The following is a 20,136-nucleotide window of genomic DNA, read 5'->3' on the forward strand; positions in this document are numbered from 1 at the left end:
GACACGTGTCCGCGACATGGCCCTCCGGAGGGATCTACAAGGGCGACATCGCGGACACCTGTGGTCCGCGAGACAGCGGCTCAGTCGGCGACGAACGTGCCCTGACCGGCCACGCCGGGCTCACCGACGGCACGGGCGTCACCACCGGCCAGGGACACCGTGACGGCGCCGTCCGTGGATTGCACCCGCACGGGCGGCGAGGCCTCGAGCTCGCGGGTCTCCCCGGCGGCCAGGTTGCCCTTGAACGCGATCTCACCGGCACCGTCGCGTACGACGACCCGGGCGCCTCCCGACTCTGCGTTCACCACGACGGCGACCGGGTCCGCGACCGCGGCGTTGCCGGTGCCCTCGGGGCCGCCGGAGCCGTTGAGCACCGGAGTGGCCCCCCGGAGCTCGGGCGGGGTGTCCATCACGAGCCGGGCTACCGACCACGCCAGCACGACCGCCATCACCACGGCGACGAGCACCGACCAGTTGGGCCCACCGCGGGTGCCGCGGATCGAGCCGTGCGAGCCGGTGGCCAGCTCGGCCTCGAAGACCCGCCGCGGGTTGATGGGAGCGCGGGCGTAGCGCTCGTCGTAGGACGCCAGGAGCGGTACGACGTCGATCCCGAGCACGCGGGCGAGCGTGCGCAGGTGACCGCGGGCGTAGAAGTCGCCACCGCAGGGCTCGAAGTCGTCGACCTCGACGGCCTCGATCACGTGCGGGCGGATGCGGGTGCGGTCGGCCAGCTGGTCGACCGTCAGGCCGAGACGGGTGCGCGCGGCGGCGAGCTCGGGTCCGATGACCGGGTCCTCGGCGGGCTCGACCTCGAAGTCGTCGAGCACCAGCGGCTCGACGGGCTCGCCGGGCCGAGCGATCGCGCGCACGCGGTCGCCCCACGACTGCGTCTCCTCGACCAGGCTCACCCGTCCGGGGCTGCGCAGCTCGCGACCGGTCTGCTCGTCCTCGACCGCGTCGGGCTCGACGAAGTCACGACGCACCTCCGAGCGACGGGCCACTCCGGTCTCGCGCAGGGCGGACGGCGTCGGGCTGGCGACGGGCGCCTCGACGACCTGCGCCTCGACTACGTCGGCCTCGACGACATCGGCCTCGGTGACATCGAGCTCCCCCTCGGAGACCTCCTCGACCTCGGGCTCGAGCACCACGATCTGGCTCGCGTCACGGGCCACCCGGCCGAGCGCGGCGGAGAGGTCCTCCCCAGCCCCGACGACGCGGGTGGACAGGCCAAGCGGCACCGCTAGCGGCGCCCCGTGCAGCAGGCGGGAGACGCTCGTGTGGCGCTTGCCGGCACCGGTCAGCTCGGCCTCGATCAGCTCCAGGTTGTGGGGCACGACCACCAGGCGGCCGTCGTGCAGCAGGCCGCGGCGTGGCGTGTGCTCGACGTGGTGCACCGCCGTCCACGGCAGCCCACGCCACGTGCGGCCGAGCCGGATCCGGATGCCCTGCGCGTCGGCCACCAGGAGCGGCGTGCGTGCGTCGACGAGGCCGACGAGCCAGTAGACGCCCAGCAGGCCCATCGCGACCACGAAGGCCCAGTCGAGCGCCGACCCGGACTGGGTGGCGCGACCGAAGTAGGCGATGGCGACCGCAGACGCGGTCAGGCCCACCCCGGCGGCGACACCCGCGTGGCGGCGTACCTCGACGTGGTCGGGGACGAGGTCGGGCGAGAAGCCGGTGACCTCGTCGTCGAGCGCGTCGTGGTGGACCTCGTTCTCGTTCAGCGCTGAGCTCATCAGGCTCCCCCCTCCAGAGTGGCGATCACGGAATCGAGCTCGTCCGGCTTGACCAGGACGTCACGTGCCTTGGAGCCCTCGCTGGGCCCGACGACGCCACGGCTCTCCATGATGTCCATCAGGCGACCCGCCTTGGCGAAGCCGACGCGCAGCTTGCGCTGGAGCATCGACGTCGAGCCGAACTGCGTGGAGACGACGAGCTCGATGGCCTGCACCACGAGCTCCATGTCGTCGCCGATGTCGTCGTCGAGATCCCGCTTGGACTCCTTCGGCGCCGTCACGTCCTCGACGTAGGTCGGCTCCAGCTGGTCCTTGCAGTGCTTGACGACCTGGTGGATCTCGGCCTCGGTGACCCACGATCCCTGCACGCGGACCGGCTTGGAGGCGCCCATCGGCAGGAAGAGGCCGTCACCCTGACCGACCAGCTTCTCGGCGCCCGGCTGGTCGAGGATGACCCGGCTGTCGCCCAGCGACGACGTGGCGAAGGCCAGCCGTGAGGGGACGTTGGCCTTGATCAGGCCGGTGACCACGTCGACCGACGGGCGCTGGGTGGCGAGCACCAGGTGGATGCCGGCGGCCCGGGCGAGCTGGGTGATGCGGACGACCGAGTCCTCGACGTCGCGCGGCGAGACCATCATCAGGTCGGCCAGCTCGTCGACGATGACCAGGAGATAGGGGTACGGCGACAGCGTCCGCTCGCTGCCCGCCGGCACCTCGACCTTGCCCGCGCGCACCGCCTTGTTGAAGTCGTCGATGTGGCGGAACCCGAAGTTGGCCAGGTCGTCGTAGCGCAGGTCCATCTCGCGCACCACCCAGGCCAACGCCTCGGCGGCCTTCTTGGGGTTGGTGATGATCGGCGTGATCAGGTGCGGCACGCCCTCGTAGGCGTTGAGCTCCACCCGCTTCGGGTCGACCATGATCATCCGCACCTCGTCGGGCGTGGACCGCATCAGGATCGAGGTGATGAGCGAGTTGATGAACGACGACTTGCCGGATCCGGTGGCACCGGCGACCAGGAGGTGCGGCATCTTCGCCATGTTGGCGACCACGAAGCCGCCCTCGACGTCCTTGCCGAGCCCGGCCACCATCGGGTGGTGGTCCGAGCGCGCGGTGTTGGACCGGAGCACGTCGCCGAGGGAGACGATCTCCTTGTCGGTGTTGGGGATCTCGATGCCGATCGCGGACTTGCCGGGGATCGGGCTGAGGATCCGCACGTCGGCCGACGCGACGGCGTAGGCGATGTTCTTCGACAGCGCGGTGACCTTCTCGACCTTCACCGCGGGGCCGAGCTCGACCTCGTAGCGGGTCACCGTGGGGCCGCGGGTGTAGCCGGTGACGGTGGCGTCGATGTTGAACTCGTCCATCACCTGCATCAACCGCTCGACGACGGCGTCGCTGGCCTTCGAGCGCGCCTTGTGCACCGAACCGGGCTTGAGCACCTCGTTCGCGGGCAGCGAGTAGGTGATGTCGCCGGAGAGCGCGAGCTGCTCGACGCGGGCGGGCAGGGGTGTGTGCGGCGGGGGCTCGACGGCACCGGCGTCGTCCTTGCCGAGCCCCGGCACCACCGGGGTGAGCTCGGTCGGGACGTCGGCGGGGTCGACGACGGCGTCGGCGATGGGGTCGGCGAAGAGGTCGATGCCGTAGTCCTCGACGCCCTCGGTGTCCGCGCCCTTCTTCTTGCGCCGCTTCTTCAGCTCGCGCTCGCTGAGGACCGGGCTGTCGTAGGCCGGGTCGCCCATCTCGGGGTCGATCTCGTCGTCGAGCATCGAGCGCCGGCGGGTGCGCGCGGGCTTCGTGACCTCCTCGTCCGCCGCGTCGGCGTCGGACGGGGTGCGGCCGAGTGCCTGGTCGCGCAGCGCGGCCAGCTTGACCGGGATCTGGTAGATCGGCGTGGCGGTGATGATGAGGACGCCGAAGACCGCCAGCAGGCCCAGCAGCGGCACGACGACGTACGGCGTCTGCATGAGGTCGAGCAGCAGGCTCGAGGTGACGTAGCCGATCGCTCCCCCGGCCTCCTGCAGGTTGGAGGCGTCGCCGAGGACGGGCTGCGGGTTGCCGTTGGCGATGTGCACGATCCCGAGCAGGCCCAGCGCGAAGGCGATCCAGCCGATGACCTGACGACCGACGGGTCCGTTGTGCTCGGGGTCGCGCAGGGTGCGCCAGCCGGCGTAGGTCACGAAGAGCGGGACCAGCCAGCCGACCTTGCCGACCGCGCCGGCGGTGGCCGAGCGCGCGAACTCCATCACGCCGCCCGGCAGCTGCCACCACACGGCGGCGGCAATGACGAGGGCGAGCCCGATGAGGAACAGGCCGGCGCCGTCACGGCGGTGCTCGGGATCGAGGTCGCGTGCGGACCTGCCGATGGACCGGGCGACCGCTCCGACTCCGTGGGCGATCCCCAGCCAGACCGTGGCGACGCCACGGAACAGGGCGCCGAACAGTCGAGCGACCGGCCCCTGCCCGTTGCGCACCGCGCGCGGCGCCGGTCGCGAGGCTGGCCGGCGCTTGGACGCGCTCGATCCGCTCCGGCCCTTCGCTGAAGAGCTGGGACGCTTGCTGGTACTCCGTGATCGGGTGCTCGAACCCTTGGTCTTGCTGGTGGATCTGGACGTGCTCGAGCTCCGCGACCCCGGCGGGGAAGACGTACGGGTCGCCATGGTCCGAACCCTACGGCTCCGTCCCATCCGTCACACGGACCACAGGAGTGCGTGTCGCTGCTCGCCCGGCGGGGTGAAACAGACCGGCCGTTCGGTCAGGTGCTCGGCATCCGGTCTTCCCAAGTGTCGGATGTCGTCCTTATGGTGAGCCGGATCACTCGGGCGCCTAGGTTCCGGGTGGATCTCGGAATCGGAGGAAAATGTGAAGCTCCTCAATAGAGGGCTTGCACTTGCCGTGGTCGGGGCGGGTCTTGCCGCAATCCCCACCATCGGCGTGCAGGCAGCACCGGCCGCCCAGGCCGACAACACCGGCGTCGCGGCGATGGCCGCGAAGGCCGACGGAAGCGTCGCCGTCACCCGCGAGGAGGCCACCGACAAGGTGGGCTTCATCCGCGTCAAGGGCCAGGGCGACCTGCTCCCCGGCGTCGAGGGCGACTCCGTCGCCGCCGCGCAGGACAAGGTCGACGCCTACCTGGCCACCTACGCCGGCAACTTCGGAGCACGTCCCGACGAGCTGATCCGCAAGGACACCCAGAAGTCCGCCGCCGGCTGGACCGTCACCCTGACCCAGCAGTACAAGGGCATCGACGTCTTCGGCTCGATGCTGCGCGCACAGGTCGACGCCGACGGCGAGCTGACGTCCGTCAACGGCTACGCCGCGCCCGACCTGTCGCTCTCGGTCGACCCGCGCATCACCGCGCAGGACGCCGGCACCCGCGCCGTTGGCCTGGTCAAGGAGGACGCCCCGACCACTGACGGCGGCGAGCCCGCCGACCTCACCGGCATCGCACCCGCGAGCGCCGACCTCGTCATCTACCGCATGGGCGCGACCCGGGGCGACGACGGCGAGGCCGTGCTGGCCTACCAGGTCGAGGTCTCCAACGAGAAGAACATCCGCGACGTCGTCTTCATCGACGCGCAGACCGGCAAAGCGCTCAACCGCTGGTCGATGGCCAACGACGCGCTGAACCGCGAGCTCTACGAGGCCACCGGCACCGCCCAGGCGCCCGTCCTCACCCGCGTGTGGAAGGAGGGCGACGCGTTCCCGGGTGCCCTCAACGTCGACCAGCGCAACCTGGTCAACTCCGCGGGCGAGTCCTACTGGCTCTACAAGAACACCTTCGGCCGCGACTCCTACGACGGCAACGGCGCGACCATGCGCACGGTCAACAACGACCCGCGCATCAACTGCCCCAACGCCAACTGGAACGGCATCACCACCAACTACTGCAACGGCGTCACCTCCGACGACGTGGTCTCGCACGAGTGGGGCCACGCCTACACCGAGTACACCTCCGGCCTGATCTACCAGTACCAGTCCGGTGCCCTCAACGAGTCCTACTCCGACGTGTGGGGCGAGACCCTCGACCTCATCAACGGTCGCGAGGACGAGGACGAGGAGTACACGACCAAGCGCACGGTCGGCGACTGCGACATCACCGCACCGCCGGGCCTCGACATGGCCATCACCGCTCCGGCCAACCTGGCCGGCCCGTGCGTCGCGGTGGCCGCAACCGGCGCCAAGGCGATCCCCACGACGGCGATCACCGCCGAGGTGGTCTCCGCCCGTGACGCCGCGAACACCGCCGGTCCGACCACCACGGACGGCTGCACCGCCTACACCAATGCCGCTGCTGTGGCCAACAAGTGGGCCTACGTCGACCGGGGCACCTGCCCGTTCGCCGACAAGGTCGCGCAGGCCAAGGCCGCCAACGCCGCCGGCATCGTGATCGGCAACAACAACGTCGACCCGCCCGCCGGCTTCACCGGCGACCCGGCGCTCTACGGCGTGATGGTCTCCCAGGCCGACGGCAACAAGTTCAAGAGCGTCACCGGCTCGGTCACCGTCTCGGTCAAGGCCGATGACACCAGCACCCGCCCGGCCACCACCCGGTGGCTGATGGGCGAGAAGTCCACTGCCTTCGGCGGCGCGATCCGTGACATGTGGAACCCCACCTGCTACGGCGACCCCGGCAAGGTCAGCGACGCCGAGTACAAGTGTGATCCGACCGGAGCAGACGCCGGCGGCGTGCACTCCAACTCGGGCGTCCCGAACCACGCCTACGCGCTGGTGGTCGACGGCGGGACCGACAACGGCCAGACCGTGGTCGGGCTCGGGCTCGACAAGGCCGCTGCGATCTGGTGGCGCGCCCAGACGGCGTACCTGACCCCGCAGTCGAACTTCACCGACGCGGCCAACGCGTTCGAGCAGTCGTGTGCGGACCTGGTGGGCAAGCCGATCAACAAGCTGACCACGCAGCCCAACGCGACCCCGCAGGCAGCGACGCCGATCGCTGCCGGTGACTGCGCCTCCGTGGCCGCCGCCACGGCTGCCACCGAGATGCGGACCGCTCCGGTCAAGTGCGCCTTCAAGCCGCTGCTCGCCAAGAACGCGCCCGCCACCTGCGGCGCCGGGTTCACCGAGGACGTGCTGTGGAGCGAGGACTTCGAGGACGGCCTGACCGGCTGGACCGCCAGCAACGAGGTCGTGTTCCCCGGAGGCATCCACGAGCCGTGGAGGAGCATCGCGAACGCTCCGGCGGGCACGGGTGCGGCGCACCCGAGCAAGGTCGCCTTCGGCCCGACGCCCGACGAGGGCCAGTGCACCAACGGTGCAGGCGACTTCTCGAGCCGGGACTCGATCACGAGCCCGATCGTGGAGATGCCGGGAGTCGTGCGCGCGCCGAAGATCTCCTTCGACCACTACGTCGCGACGGAGATCGGCTACGACGGCGGCAACGTCAAGATGAGCATCAACGGCAGGGCCTTCACGGCCGTGCCGGCCGCTGCCTTCATCTACAACGCGCCGACCACGCTCACGGGCACCGCGACCAACACCAACCCGCTCGCCGGACAGCCCGGGTTCACGGGCACCGACGGTGGCGAGACCAAGGGCAGCTGGGGCCAGTCGCAGATCGACCTGTCCGCCGCCGGCGTCAAGGCCGGGGACACCCTGCAGCTGCGCTTCGACGTCGGTCGTGACGGGTGTGGCGGCAACGAGGGCTGGTACATCGACAACGTGAAGGTGATCGACTGCAAGCTGGCCGCGAAGGTCAGCGCCGTCCACGTGCCGGAGCCGTCGACGTTCGGCCAGGCTTCCACCGCCAAGGTGACCGTCACCCGTGACGGCTCGACCGGTGGCGCCCCGACCGGAGAGGTCGTCGTCACGAACGCTGCCGGCACCGAGCTCGGCCGGGCCACGCTCGCCAACGGCGCGGCCGACGTGGCGCTCCCGGCGAACCTGCCGGTCGGCACGAACACGCTGACCGCGACCTACGGGGGCGACAGCTCGCTCAGCTCGGCGAAGACGACCTTCACGGCCACCGTGAAGGCAGCCGGACCGAGCAGCAAGGTCGAGTCCACGACCACGGTCCAGGTGATGCCCAAGAAGCCGAAGGCCGGCAAGAAGGTGACGCTGAAGATCACCGTCAAGGCCAAGGGCACCAAGCCCTCGGGCAAGGTCGTGATGAAGATCGACGGCAAGAAGCGCACCGTCAAGATCAAGAACGGCAAGGCGACCGTGAAGATCAAGAAGGGCTTCAAGGCCGGCAAGCACAAGGTGAAGGTGATCTACAAGGGCTCCGACACCGTCAAGCGCAGCAAGGACTCGCTGACGTTCCGGGTCACACGCTGACCTGACGACATCGGCTGAGCACCAGCTGAGCACGACGACGGCCCCGGCGGAGCGATCCGCCGGGGCCGTCGTCCGTGTCCGGACCGGCTCGGGCTCAGTGCACTCAGCCGGCGTGCAGCCCGGTGAGCCACGGCAGCACGACCAGCACCGTCGGCAGCGCCAGGATGGCCGCGGCGAGGAGCACGACGGCGGCGGCCTGGGACCGATGGCTTCGGGTGTCGCGAAGCACCTCGACCCGCGCGGCGAGCGACGAGCCCGTGGACCCGAGGGAGCCGGCGGGAGCCGATGAGCCGGCCAGCGCCACGAGCGCGGAGAGGAGTGCGCGTCGCTCCCCGGAGCGTACGGCGGCCCGGTCGGCGAGCACCTCCACCAGGACCTCGACCTCCTGCCGGGCGGCGGCGCTGGCCACCCACCGCGGGAAGGCGAGGTGGAGCACGGTGAAGGCCTCGAGCACCAGGTCGTGCCGGGAGCGCAGGTGCGAGCGCTCGTGCTCGAGCACCGCCCCGAGCTCGGCCGGGGCGAGGCTGGTGAGCGTCGAGCGGGAGACCACGATGCGCGAGCCGGTCATGCCGGGCACGCAGTAGGCCACGGGCAGGTCGTGGTCGAGCACCGAGACTCCCCCGTCGACCCGGGCCACGAGGTCCACCCGCTCGCGGTGCATCCGGCGCATCCGGCGCAGCGAGGTGCCGGTGCGGTGCCCGCTCAGGAGCAGACGCGCGGCGACGACGGCGGTCATCGCGCCGGCCAGGAACGCCACCACCACGTCGGAGGTGGCCACCGGAGGCACCCACAGCCGGTCGGTGGTGAGCGAGAGCCCGGCACCCAGGGCCGCCAGCACGGCGGCCAGCGCGGTGCTCTGCCACAGCAGCATCGCCGCCGACGGCGTACGCCTCAGACCGTGCCACCGCGACAGCGCCCAGGGGAACGGGCCCGCGAGCATGACCGCGAGCGCCCCGAGGACCAGCGGGGTCGGCACCGGCGCTCAGCCCAGGTCGGCGAGCGCGCGCCGCAGGGCCGCGAGGTCGTCCGCGCTGGCCTCGCCGACGAAGGACACCAGGGCCTGGTCGCGGTCGGCGCCGGTGACCTCGAGCGCCTCGTGCATGAGCTCGGCGGTCATCGCGGCGCGGGTGAGTCGCGGTGCGTAGCGGAAGGCGCGACCGTCGCGCTCGCGCACCACCAGGTCCTTGGCGACCAGGCGGTCGAGCACGGTCATCACGGTCGTGTACGCCAGGTCGCGGTCGGCCAGCTTCTCGTGCACCTCGCGGCCCGAGGAGGGCGCGCCTGCGCTCCAGAGCGTCTCGAGGACCGCCTGCTCGAGCTCTCCCGTCCGGGACCGTGGACTCATGGACCGGAGTCTAGGGGCCGTGTGCACACAACTACGACACGGCGTAGTATCTACTACATCGTGTAGTAACTCGGCGTCGTACCGGTCCGCTCGAAGGGGTGCCCATGGAAGTCCTCGACATCGCTCGCTGGCAGTTCGGGATCATCACGGTCTACCACTTCCTCTTCGTCCCGCTGACGATCGGGCTGACCGCCGTGATCGCCGGCCTCGAGACCGCCTGGCTGCGCACGGGCAAGGAGGACTACCTCCGGCTGACGAAGTTCTTCGCCAAGCTCTTCCTGATCAACTTCGCCATCGGCGTGGTGACCGGGATCGTGCAGGAGTTCCAGTTCGGGATGAACTGGTCGGACTACTCCCGCTTCGTCGGCGACGTGTTCGGCGCCCCGCTCGCGATCGAGGGCCTGCTCGCCTTCTTCCTCGAGTCGACCTTCCTCGGCCTCTGGATCTTCGGCTGGGACAAGCTCCCCCGCGGCCTGCACGCCGCGTGCATGTGGATCGTCCACCTCGGCACGCTCGCGTCGTCGTGGTTCATCCTCGCCGCGAACTCGTGGATGCAGCACCCGGTGGGCTACCGCTTCAACGAGGAGTCGGGTCGCGCGGAGCTGACCGACTTCTGGGCGGTGATGTTCAACAAGGTCCAGCTCGTGACGTTCCCCCACGTGATCTTCGCGGCGTACATGACCGCGGGAACCTTCCTGCTCGGCGTCTCGGCCTACCTCTACATGAAGAGGAGGCACCAGGCCGACCGGCCGATGTATCACCGCGCCATCCGCATCGGTGCGACGATCGCGCTGCTCGCCGGCATCGGCGTCGCGATCACCGGCGACCTCCAGGGCAAGGTGATGACCGAGGTCCAGCCGATGAAGATGGCCGCGGCCGAGGGCCTCTACGAGACCAGCGAGGGGTGTGCCCCGTTCTCGGTGCTCACCGTCGGCACGCCCGACGGCGAGCACGAGAAGTTCGCGGTCACGGTGCCGTGCCTGCTGTCCTTCCTCGGCACCGGCTCCTTCGACGGGACGGTCCAGGGCATCAACCCGCTCAAGGAGGAGTACGCCCAGACCTACGGCCCCGCCGACTACACCCCGATCATCCCCGTCACCTACTGGTCGTTCCGCTTCATGATGGGCCTCGGCATGTTCGCCGCTGCCGGCTCGGCGCTGATCCTCTGGCTGACCCGCAGGGGCCGTACGCCCGGCGCGAGGTGGCTCGGCTGGCTGGGACTGAGCCTGCCGATCGCGACGACGCTGGCCTCGTCGTGGGGCTGGATCTTCACCGAGATGGGTCGTCAGCCGTGGGTCGTGTTCGGCCTGATGCGCACCGAGGACGCCGTCTCCCCCGGCGTCTCGGTCTTCGAGGCCGCGACCTCCCTGATCGTGCTCACGCTCCTCTACGCAGCACTCTTCGCGATCGAGATGAAGCTGCTCGTCACCTACATCAAGAAGGGCGCCGACCCCTTCGAGGAGCCACCGGACGTCAGGGCCGGCGACGCCGACGAGGACGCCCCGCTCACCTTCGCCTACTGATCACGGAACGAGGACACCATGGAGCTCACCACCGTCTGGTTCGCCCTGATCGCCGGGCTCTGGATCGGCTACTTCTGCCTGGAGGGGTTCGACTTCGGCGTCGGCATGCTGCTGCCGGTGCTCGCCCGCGACGATCGCGAGCGCCGCGTCATGATCAACACGATCGGCCCGGTCTGGGACGGCAACGAGGTCTGGCTGCTGGTCGCCGGCGGCGCGACCTTCGCCGCCTTCCCCGAGTGGTACGCCACCCTCTTCAGCGGCTTCTACCTCCCGCTGCTGCTGATCCTGGTCGCGCTCATCGTGCGCGGGCTGTCCTTCGAGTACCGCCACAAGCGCGACGAGGCGGAGTGGAAGGCGCGCTGGGATCTCGCGATCATCTTCGGCTCGATCGTGCCCTCGCTGCTGTGGGGCGTGGCGTTCGCCAACATCGTGGCCGGGGTGCCGATCGACGCCGACAAGGAGTTCACCGGCAACCTCCTCACGCTGCTCAACCCCTTCGGCCTGCTCGGCGGGATCGTGATGCTCACCCTCTTCGCGACCCACGGCGCGATGTTCATCGCCCTCAAGACCGACGGCGAGATCCGGCACCGGGCACGAGCACTGGCCGTGCGCGTCGGTGCGGTGGCGGCCGTCCTCGCCGTGGTCTTCCTGGTCTGGACCCAGGCGCGGACCGGAAGCCTCGCCTCGGCCGTCGCCTTCGCCGCCGCGGCGCTCCTCCTGCTCGGGGGGCTGGTGGCCGCCCAGGCCGGTCGTGAGGGCTGGGCCTTCGCCGGCACCTTCTTGACGATCGGCCTCGCCGTCGCCGGCCTGTTCCTGGCGCTGTTCCCCGACGTGATGCCGTCGACCACGGACGCGGCGTTCTCGCTGACCACGACCAACGCCGCCTCGACGGCGTACACGTTGAAGGTGATGACGTGGGTCGCGGTGTTCTTCACGCCGATCGTGCTGGGCTACCAGGCGTGGACCTACTGGGTCTTCCGCAAGCGGATCTCGGTGCACCACATCCCGACGGCGAAGCTGGCCGAGGTGTCGAGGTGAGACCGCTCGACCCCGCAGCGCTGGGTCACCTGCGACCGGCGCGCGGGGCGCTCGCCCTCGTCGTCGCGTGCGGCATGGTCGGCGGCCTGGCCACGGTGGCGCAGGCGTTCGCGCTGGGAGCCCTCGTCGTGGGTGCCGTCACGGGCGGCGCCTGGCAGTCCGCGGCCGGGTCGCTGGTCGCTCTCGTGCTGCTGCGCACCGCGACGGCGTACGTCGGCCAGCGCGCCGCCGCACGCGCGGCCGGCCAGGTCTCCGGCAGCCTGCGTCAGCGCCTGCTGGATGCTGCTCGGCGCGGGGGCGACGTCTCCCCCTCCCGGCTCGCGGTGCTCGCGACCCGCGGTGTGACCGGCGTCGAGCCCTACGTCACGCGCTACCTGCCGGCACTCGTGCCGGCGGTGCTGCTGCCGGTGGTCACGCTGGCGGCGATCACCTGGCTCGACCCACTGTCGGGCCTCGTCGTGGCGTTCACGCTGCCGCTGGTGCCCCTCTTCGCCGTGCTCGTCGGGCTCACCACCCGCGACCACGCCCGCTCCCAGTGGCGGGCCCTCGAGACGCTGTCGGGTCACTTCCTCGACGTGGTGCGCGGCCTCCCGACACTGGTCGCGCACCGGCGCGCGGAGGCGCAGGTCGACACGATCCGTGCCGTGACCCACCGCTACCGCCGCGCGAGCGTCGACACCCTCAAGGTGGCGTTCGCGTCCTCGTCGGTGCTCGAGCTCGTCGCCACGCTCTCCGTCGCGCTCGTCGCCGTGACCGTCGGGCTCCGGCTCGCCTCGGGCTCCGTCGGGTTCCAGGTCGCGCTCACGGTGCTGCTGCTCGCACCGGAGGCCTACTGGCCGCTGCGTCGGGTCGGCGCGGAGTTCCACGCCGCCGCCGAGGGCACCGCCGCGCTGGCCGACGCCGACGCGGTGCTGGCCAGCACCTCGACGCAGGTGACGGGCACCGAGCGACCGGCGTCCACCGGGATCGTGCTGTCCGGGCTGCGGGCCGGCCACGACACCGCACTCTTCGCGCCGCTCGACCTCACCCTCCCCCGCACCGGCCTGGTCGCCGTCGCCGGGCCGTCCGGCTGCGGCAAGTCCACCCTCCTGCACACCCTGCGCGGCGACCTCCCTCCCGTCGCTGGTGAGGTGCTCGTCGCCGGCACTCCCCTGCCCGAGGCCGACCCGACATGGTGGCGCGGGCAGGTCTCCTGGGCCCCGCAGAGGCCGTGGCTCCTCGCCGACACGGTCGCGGCCAACGTGCGGCTCGGCAGGCCCGACGCCGACGACGACGAGGTCTGGTCGGCGCTGGAGTCGGTCGGGCTCGCCGACGTCGTGCGCGCCCTGCCCGAGGGTCTCGACGCACCGCTCGGCGAGGACGGTGCCGGGCTCTCCGCCGGGCAGCGGGCCCGCGTGGCCCTGGCCCGGGTCGTTCTCGCCGAGCGCCCGGTGGTGCTGCTCGACGAGCCCAGCGCCCACCTCGACGAGGAGACCGAGCAGGTCCTGCTCGCCACGATCGCGACGCTCGCGCGCACCAGCCTGGTCCTGGTGGTGGCGCACCGACCGGCCGTGCTCGCTGCCGCCGACCTCGTGATCACCCTGGCACCGGTGTCGGCGCGCCCCGAGGTGGCGGCGTACGACATCGGATCGGCCCCGACCGATGTCGTACGCCGCCACCCCGACACGTCCGCACGGACCGTGGTCGGCACCGACGAGGACGACGTCCGTCCGCGGTGGGGCATCCGCACCGCGACGGGCCTGGGTGCGCTCTCCACCGCCTCGGGTGTCGCGCTGACCGCGACGGCCGGATGGCTCATCACCCGGGCCAGCGAGCAGCCGCCGGTGCTGTATCTCATGGTCGCCATCGTCGGCGTCCGGCTGTTCGGCCTGGCCCGCCCGGTGCTGCACCACGTCGAGCGCGTGCTCAGCCACGACGTCGTCCTGCGCGAGCTCGCAGAGCGCCGCGCACGGGTGTTCGCCGACCTCGTCCCGCTCGTCCCGGGACGGCTGGGCCCGCGTCGGGGCGACCTGCTCGCCAGCGTCGTGGACGACGTGGACGCCATGCTCGACGAACGGCTGCGGGTGCGCCAGCCCGTGGTGACGGCGGTCCTCGTCGGCCTCGCCGCAGCCCTGCTGACCGGGCTCGCCGCCCCGGTCGCCGGGGTGGTCGTGGGCCTCGTCGTCGCCACTGGTGGTGCGGCCTTCGCCGTCGGCCGTCGAGGTGCGGCCACCGCCGAGCCCCTCCTGGTGGCCCGCCGCGCGGCACTCGGCGCGCGCGTCGAGGAGGTCGCCCACGGCCTGCGCGAGCTCGAGCAGTGGGGTGCCACCGACCGGGCCCTCGCCCGGGTGCACGACGAGTCGACCGCCCTGTCCGCGGCGGTGCGCGAGTCCACCCGCGCCGTCGCCGCGGGCTCCGCCCTCACCAGCGCCGCAGCCGGGCTCGGCGTCGTCGCCGTCGCGCTGCTGGTCGGACCCACGCAGGTCTCCCCCGCTGTCCTGGCCCTGCTGCTGCTCGTCCCGCTGGCCCTCGCCGACGTGACCGGCGCGCTGGCCGAGGCCGGCGCGCTCTCGGTCCGGTCACGAGCCGCCCGCCAGCGGCTCGACCGGCTGTCCGTCACACCCCCGGCGGTGCTCGACCCGAGCGTCCCTGCGTCCGCGCCCGGGTCGTACGTCGTCACGCTGCACCGCGCCGCGCTCGGCTGGGACGACCGGCCTGCGCTGGCGTTGGAGCACCTCGCGATCCGGCCGGGCGAGCACGTCGGCATCACGGGAGCGTCCGGGTCGGGCAAGTCGACGTTGGCCGCAACCCTGGTCCGCTTCATCGACCCGCTGGCGGGCGAGGTGCTGCTCGGCGGCACCGACCTGCGCCGGCTGACGCTCCACGACGTGCGCCGCACGATCGGGCTCGTGGACGACGACCCGCACGTGTTCGCCTCGACCGTCGCCGAGAACGTCCGGCTGGCACGCCCGGGCGCGTCGGACGACGAGGTGCGTGGCGCGCTCGACCGCGCCCGGCTCGGTGCCTGGGTAGACGCCCTGCCCGAGGGCATGCACACCCACGTGGGGGCGGGCTCGCGCGAGGTGTCCGGCGGCGAGCGTGCCCGGCTCGCCCTTGCACGGTCGCTGCTGGCGGACCCACCCGTCCTGGTGCTCGACGAGCCCACCGCACACCTCGACGGTCCCACCGCCCGCGACGTGACCGCCGAGATGCTCCGCGCGGCCTCTCGTGCCAGGCGCTCTATCGTCTGGATCACCCACGGGACCGTGGGTCTCGAGGCCATGGATCGCGTCCTCCACCTCGAGGGCGGCGGCGTCGCGGACGGTCCGGCGCTCAGCCCTCGTCTCGTGAGGACCGCAGCGGCAGGGTGAAGCGGAACGTGCTCCCCCTGCCGAGCTCGGACTCCAGCGTGAGGGTCCCGCCGTGGGACTCCGCGATGCGCTGCGCGATCGGCAGGCCGAGACCGGTGCCGGGCACGGACAGGGCGTTCGGGTTCGTCGAGCGGTGGAACGCGGAGAAGACGTGACCCTGGTCGGCGACCGAGATGCCGATCCCGGTGTCCGCCACGTCGACGGTCACCTCGTCGACGGTCATCGCCATCGAGACGGTGACCGAGCCGTCCTCGGGGGTGTACTTCACGGCGTTGTCGACCATGTTGTCGATGACGCGCGCGAGCTCCTCGGGGTCACCGAAGACGACGACGGGCGGCGACCCGGAGTTGAGGAACGCCAGGTGGACGCCGGCCTGCTTGGCGCGGATGTCGAGCAGGTCGACGCTGGCCTCGCAGAGCTCGGCGAGGTCCACCGCACGGCGCACGGTCTCGCGACGCCCCTGGATCCGGGAGTAGTGCAGCAGGTTGGCGACCAGGTTGCTCAGCCGTCCGGCGTTGCGGATGATCGCGTCGATGGAGTTCAGCTCGGGGTGCCGGTCCGAGATCAGCTCGGCGTGGCCCAGGATCGCGGTGAGGGGCGTCTTGAGCTCGTGGGAGATCGTCGCGATGAGCTCGCTGCGGTAGCGGGCGAGCTCGCGCAGCTCCTGCACGAGCCGCTGCTCGGTCTCGAGGACCCGTGAGGCGCGCACGATCTGGGCCAGCAGCCGGGAGACCTCCAGCACCGCGTCGGACTCGGCGCGGCTGAGCGCCGGCGCGTTGCGGGTGTGGGCCAGCACGAGGTAGCCGACGAGGTCGTCCTGGGAGACGAGCGGGCAGAGCACGACGCGCTCGGCACGGATGCCCTGCATCACGTCGGCGAGCCGGGCGGCACTGAGCGGCAGGTGGCGCGCGTCGCGCTCCCCGGGGCCGAGCTCGAGCAGCACGGGGGTGCGTTCGAGCGCGGCCAGCTCGTCGCGTACGTCGGGGAGGTCGAGCTCGGGCACGAAGGGCCGGGGCGACCCGGCGCCGAGCTGGCTGCCCTGGGCGTCGATCGGGAAGGTCCGCACCCACGCCTGGACCGCCCCGAGACTCTCCCCCACTGCCGCCACCGCCGTGTGCAGCGCCTGCGAGAGGCTCTGCTGGGTGCCGGCGCCGGCGACCGTCGTGAGCATCCGGTCGAGGCGGGCGCGGTCGGTCAGCCGGTCGCGCTCACGGGCGTTCGACAGCGCGACGCCGGCCTGCACGGCGAACATCTCGAGCAGCTCGCGATCGGCCTCGTGGGGGACCTTGCCGTCGGCGGGGAGGTCGACCGCCATGTTGCCGAGGAGCTCGCCGCTGGAGGAGTAGAGCGGCGCGTAGAGCGCGTGCTCCGGGTGCCAGGCGTCGGAGGCGGAGTCGGGGTGGAACTCCGGGATCCAGGCGGCCCTCAGGCGCTCCTCCGACATCCGCCCGGCCGGGATGAACCGGAGGATCCCCCACTTGTCGGCCTCGCGGAACTCGTCGAGGATCTGCTCGGCGGGCGTGCGGCGGTGCAGGATCTGGGAGACCACCTCGGGCGGGCCGGCGACGTGGGTCATCACCAGCATCTCGCCCTCGAGCCGGGCGATGGCGGCGACACCGTAGCCGAGCACGTCGACCACGCCCCGCGCGATCTCCTCGAGGATCACCTCGGTGTCGGTCGAGGAGTTGACCCGCCTCATGAGCTCCGCGAGCCGCTTCAGCGCGTCCTGGTTGTGCGGCATCTCCACCTCCCCCCGAAGGTCTCGCGGGCCGCCCACGACGTGCGCGGGCCCGACTGCGACTCTAGGCCCGTCAGGCCTCGATCACCACAGGGATGATCATCGGCCTGCGACGGTGCGCCCGGTTGACCCAGCGACCCACCACGCGGCGCACGGTCTGCTGCAGCTGGTAGGAGTCGTTGGCCCCGTCCGCGACCGCGGCGTTGATGGCGTCGATGATCGGCTGGCGGATCTCGGCGAAGGTCGTCTCGTCCTCGGCGAAGCCGCGCGCGTGGATCTCCGGGCCGGAGACGACCTTGCCGGTGACCGAGTCGACGACCACGATCACGGACAGGAAGCCTTCCTCACCGAGGATGCGCCGGTCCTTCATGGACGCCTCGGTGATGTCGCCGATCGTGGTGCCGTCCACGAAGACGTAGCCCACCTCGACCTTGCCGACGACCTTGGCGACACCGTCGACGAGGTCGACCACGACCCCGTCCTCGGCCAGCACGACGTTCTCCACGCCGGTCGCTCGGGCGAGGTCGGCGTTGGCGCGCATGTGGCGGATCTCGCCGTGGACCGGCATCACGTTGCGCGGCTTGACGATGTTGTAGCAGTAGAGGAGCTCGCCGGCGCTCGCGTGACCGGAGACGTGGACCAGGGCGTTGCCCTTGTGCACCACGTTGGCGCCCAGGCGCGAGAGACCGTTGATGACCCGGTAGACGGCGTTCTCGTTGCCCGGGATCAGCGAGCTGGCCAGGACGACCGTGTCACCCTCCGCGAGGTGCACGAAGCTGTGGCTGCGTTGGGCGATGCGGCTCAGGGCCGACATCGGCTCGCCCTGCGAACCGGTGGAGACCAGCACCTGCTTGTGCGGCGGCAGGTCGGCGAGCTCCTTGGCGTCGACCATCACGCCGGGCGGCACGGTGAGGTAGCCGAGCTCCTGCGCGATCGCCATGTTGCGCACCATCGAGCGACCGACGTAGCCGACCTTGCGGCCGTGGGCGACGGCGGCGTCGAGGATCTGTTGCACGCGGTGCACGTGGGAGGCGAAGCAGGCCACGATGATCCGCTGGTCGCTCTTGGCGAAGACCCGGTCGAGGACCGGGGAGATGTCCTTCTCCGAGGTCGTGAAGCCGGGCACCTCGGCGTTGGTGGAGTCGGTGAGGAAGAGGTCGACGCCCTCGTCGCCGAGGCGGGCGAACTCGTTGAGGTCGGTGATCCGTCCGTCGAGCGGGAGCTGGTCCATCTTGAAGTCGCCCGTGTGCAGCACCACGCCGGCGCCGGTGCGGATCACGACCGCCAGCGCGTCCGGGATGGAGTGGTTGACCGCGACGAACTCGAGCACGAACGGGCCGAACGTGATCGTCTGCCCCTCGGCGACCTCGTAGTGGACGGTCTCCTTCAGGCGGTGCTCGCGGAGCTTGGAGCCCAGCAGGGCGAGGGTCAGCTTGGAGCCGACGAGCGGGATGTCGCCGCGCTCGCGCAGGAGGTACGGCGTGGCGCCGATGTGGTCCTCGTGACCGTGGGTCAGCACCAGCGCCTCGACGGCGTCGAGGCGGTCGCGGATCGGCTCGAAGTCCGGGAGGATCAGGTCGACTCCGGGGTGGTGGTCCTCGGGGAAGAGCACGCCGCAGTCGACGAGCAGCAGTCGACCGTCGTACTCGAAGGCGGTCATGTTGCGACCGACCTCGCCCAGCCCGCCGAGCGGGATGACCCGGAGGCCTCCGGCGGGGAGGGGTGCGGGGGCGCTCAGCTCGGGGTGGGTGTGGCTCAAGGGAATCCTTCAGTTGTCGTGTGGGACGGATCGCAGGTGGACCCGACCCGGGGTCAGAGCAGGTCGGCGGCGACCAGGCCCGCGCGCAGCGCGGCGACCTCGTCGTCGTCCAGGGCGACCAGCGGGCCGCGGACGCGGCGGTTGTCGAGCACGCCGAGCAGCTCGAGCGCTGCCTTGGCGGTGGTGGCCCCGTAGTTGGGCACACCCATGATGGCGTCGAACGCCGGGAGCAGCGAGGTGTGGATGCGCAGCGCCTCGGCGTGGTCTCCGCTGCCCCAGGCGTCGAGCATCGCCGCGAGCCGGTCACCGGCGGCGTGGGCGCACACCGAGACGAGGCCGGCGCCGCCGTAGGCGAGGTAGCCGAGCGTGGCGACGTCGTCGCCGGAGTAGACGGAGTAGCCCAGGTCGACCAGCTCGGCGGCTCGCGGGAGCAGCCCGGTCGCGTCCTTGACCGACAGCACGTGGTCGTAGCCGCGCATCGCCTCGTAGGTGTCGAGCTCGATGAGCGTGGCGGTGCGGCCCGGGACGTCGTAGAGCATCACCGGGAGGCCGGTCGCCTCGACGACGGACGTGAAGTGGTGGCGTACGCCGGCCTGGCCGGGCTTGTTGTAGTAGGGGGTCACCAGGAGGATGCCGTCGACGCCGATCTTCTCGGCCTGGCGGGCGAGCTCGACGGAGTGGGCGGTCGCGTTGGTGCCCACGCCGGCGATCACCGTGGCCCGGTCCCCCACCGCGTCCTGCACGGCACGGAGGATGTCGCCGTCCTCGGCGACCGAGGTGGTCGGGCTCTCACCGGTCGTGCCGCTGACGACGACGCCGTCGTTGCCGTGGTCGACGAGGTGTGCCGCGATCCTCGCGGTGCCCTCGAGGTCGACGCTGCCGTCAGCGTGGAACGCGGTGGCCATCGCCGTGAGGAGCCGGCCGAACGGGGCACGGTCGCTCATCCACGTGGTCGCTTGGCTCCGCTCGCTCATGGTCGAAGGTTATCGGTCCCGGGGCCTACTCTGGGCCATGGCCTACGACGAGGCGCTGGCGCAGCGGATCAGCGACGTGCTCGAGGGAGAGCCAGGGCTCACCTCGAGGAAGATGTTCGGCGGGCTCGGCTACATGCTCGACGGCCACATGGCGGTGGCCGCCGGCAGCGGCGGGGCTCTCATGGTGCGCATCGACCCCGCCGACGCCCCGGCCTGGGTCGACGGTGAGGGGGTCACCCCGATGAAGATGCGCGGGCGCGAGATGGCCGGCTGGCTGCTGGTCTCGTCCGATGCCCTGACGAGCGACGAGCAGCTCGAGCTGTGGGTGGGCCGGGGCGTCGCCTTCGTGCGCGCACTGCCGCCGAGGTGAGCGCCCCGGCAG

General features: G+C 71.5%; 12 protein-coding genes. 5 read left to right on the forward strand and 7 right to left on the reverse strand.

The window, feature by feature from the left end; all coding sequences use genetic code 11:
* Nucleotides 1-80: 80 nt before the first annotated feature.
* On the reverse strand, nucleotides 81-1,736 hold the full coding sequence (locus tag IEZ25_RS08825) for a helix-turn-helix domain-containing protein (protein ID WP_191199025.1): 1,656 nt from the start codon (nucleotides 1,734-1,736) through the stop codon (nucleotides 81-83).
* Entirely contained in the window at nucleotides 1,736-4,393 is a 2,658-nt protein-coding gene (locus IEZ25_RS08830; RefSeq protein ID WP_191199026.1) for an FtsK/SpoIIIE family DNA translocase, read from the reverse strand. The genes IEZ25_RS08825 and IEZ25_RS08830 overlap by 1 nt, the downstream gene beginning before the upstream one ends.
* Nucleotides 4,394-4,667: 274 nt before the next feature.
* Here IEZ25_RS08830 and IEZ25_RS08835 point away from each other — a divergent pair, with 274 nt between their 5' ends.
* Nucleotides 4,668-8,027, forward strand: a complete 3,360-nt coding sequence (locus IEZ25_RS08835; RefSeq protein WP_191199027.1) for a M4 family metallopeptidase — start codon at nucleotides 4,668-4,670, stop codon at nucleotides 8,025-8,027.
* A 103-nt stretch (nucleotides 8,028-8,130) separates the two neighbouring features.
* Here the strand turns inward: IEZ25_RS08835 and IEZ25_RS22200 are convergent, their stop codons facing one another.
* Both IEZ25_RS22200 and IEZ25_RS08845 read right to left on the reverse strand, forming a co-directional pair.
* Nucleotides 8,131-9,003, reverse strand: coding sequence for a M56 family metallopeptidase (locus tag IEZ25_RS22200; protein WP_318152124.1), 873 nt, complete (start codon nucleotides 9,001-9,003; stop codon nucleotides 8,131-8,133).
* A 6-nt stretch (nucleotides 9,004-9,009) separates the two neighbouring features.
* Nucleotides 9,010-9,372, reverse strand: coding sequence for a BlaI/MecI/CopY family transcriptional regulator (locus IEZ25_RS08845; RefSeq protein WP_191199028.1), 363 nt, complete (start codon nucleotides 9,370-9,372; stop codon nucleotides 9,010-9,012).
* A gap of 104 nt (nucleotides 9,373-9,476) precedes the next feature.
* On the opposite strand from IEZ25_RS08845, the gene IEZ25_RS08850 reads away from it, so the two are divergent.
* The 3 genes from IEZ25_RS08850 to cydD are packed head-to-tail and all read left to right on the forward strand — an operon-like array spanning nucleotide 9,477 to nucleotide 15,283.
* Entirely contained in the window at nucleotides 9,477-10,895 is a 1,419-nt protein-coding gene (locus IEZ25_RS08850) for a cytochrome ubiquinol oxidase subunit I (protein WP_191199029.1), read from the forward strand.
* A gap of 18 nt (nucleotides 10,896-10,913) precedes the next feature.
* On the forward strand, nucleotides 10,914-11,933 hold the full coding sequence (cydB, locus tag IEZ25_RS08855) for a cytochrome d ubiquinol oxidase subunit II (RefSeq protein WP_191199030.1): 1,020 nt from the start codon (nucleotides 10,914-10,916) through the stop codon (nucleotides 11,931-11,933).
* The gene (gene cydD / locus IEZ25_RS08860) at nucleotides 11,930-15,283 is read left to right on the forward strand and encodes a thiol reductant ABC exporter subunit CydD (protein ID WP_318152125.1); all 3,354 of its coding nucleotides are present in this window, start codon (nucleotides 11,930-11,932) and stop codon (nucleotides 15,281-15,283) included. Before cydB ends, cydD begins: the two co-directional genes overlap by 4 nt.
* Here the strand turns inward: cydD and IEZ25_RS08865 are convergent.
* From IEZ25_RS08865 to dapA, 3 genes are all read right to left on the reverse strand, one after another.
* Nucleotides 15,246-17,024 carry a sensor histidine kinase gene (locus IEZ25_RS08865; protein WP_191199031.1) on the reverse strand — a complete coding sequence of 593 codons (1,779 nt, stop codon included), beginning with the start codon at nucleotides 17,022-17,024 and terminating at the stop codon, nucleotides 15,246-15,248. The genes cydD and IEZ25_RS08865 overlap by 38 nt on opposite strands.
* A gap of 70 nt (nucleotides 17,025-17,094) precedes the next feature.
* Complete coding sequence (locus IEZ25_RS08870) at nucleotides 17,095-18,780, reverse strand: ribonuclease J (RefSeq protein WP_191199032.1); 1,686 nt, start codon at nucleotides 18,778-18,780, stop codon at nucleotides 17,095-17,097.
* 53 nt (nucleotides 18,781-18,833) lie between these two features.
* Nucleotides 18,834-19,754 (reverse strand): 4-hydroxy-tetrahydrodipicolinate synthase, encoded by a 921-nt coding sequence (gene dapA, locus IEZ25_RS08875; protein ID WP_224748680.1) that lies wholly within the window; start codon nucleotides 19,752-19,754, stop codon nucleotides 18,834-18,836.
* Between the two features lie 37 nt (nucleotides 19,755-19,791).
* Here dapA and IEZ25_RS08880 point away from each other — a divergent pair, with 37 nt between their 5' ends.
* A complete protein-coding gene (locus tag IEZ25_RS08880) occupies nucleotides 19,792-20,124 on the forward strand; it encodes a TfoX/Sxy family protein (protein ID WP_191199033.1) in 333 nt (110 codons plus the stop codon).
* The last annotated feature ends 12 nt before the right edge of the window (nucleotides 20,125-20,136 follow it).

The organism is Nocardioides hwasunensis, from assembly GCF_014779665.1.
In the GTDB taxonomy this organism is placed as follows: Bacteria; Actinomycetota; Actinomycetes; order Propionibacteriales; family Nocardioidaceae; genus Nocardioides; species Nocardioides hwasunensis.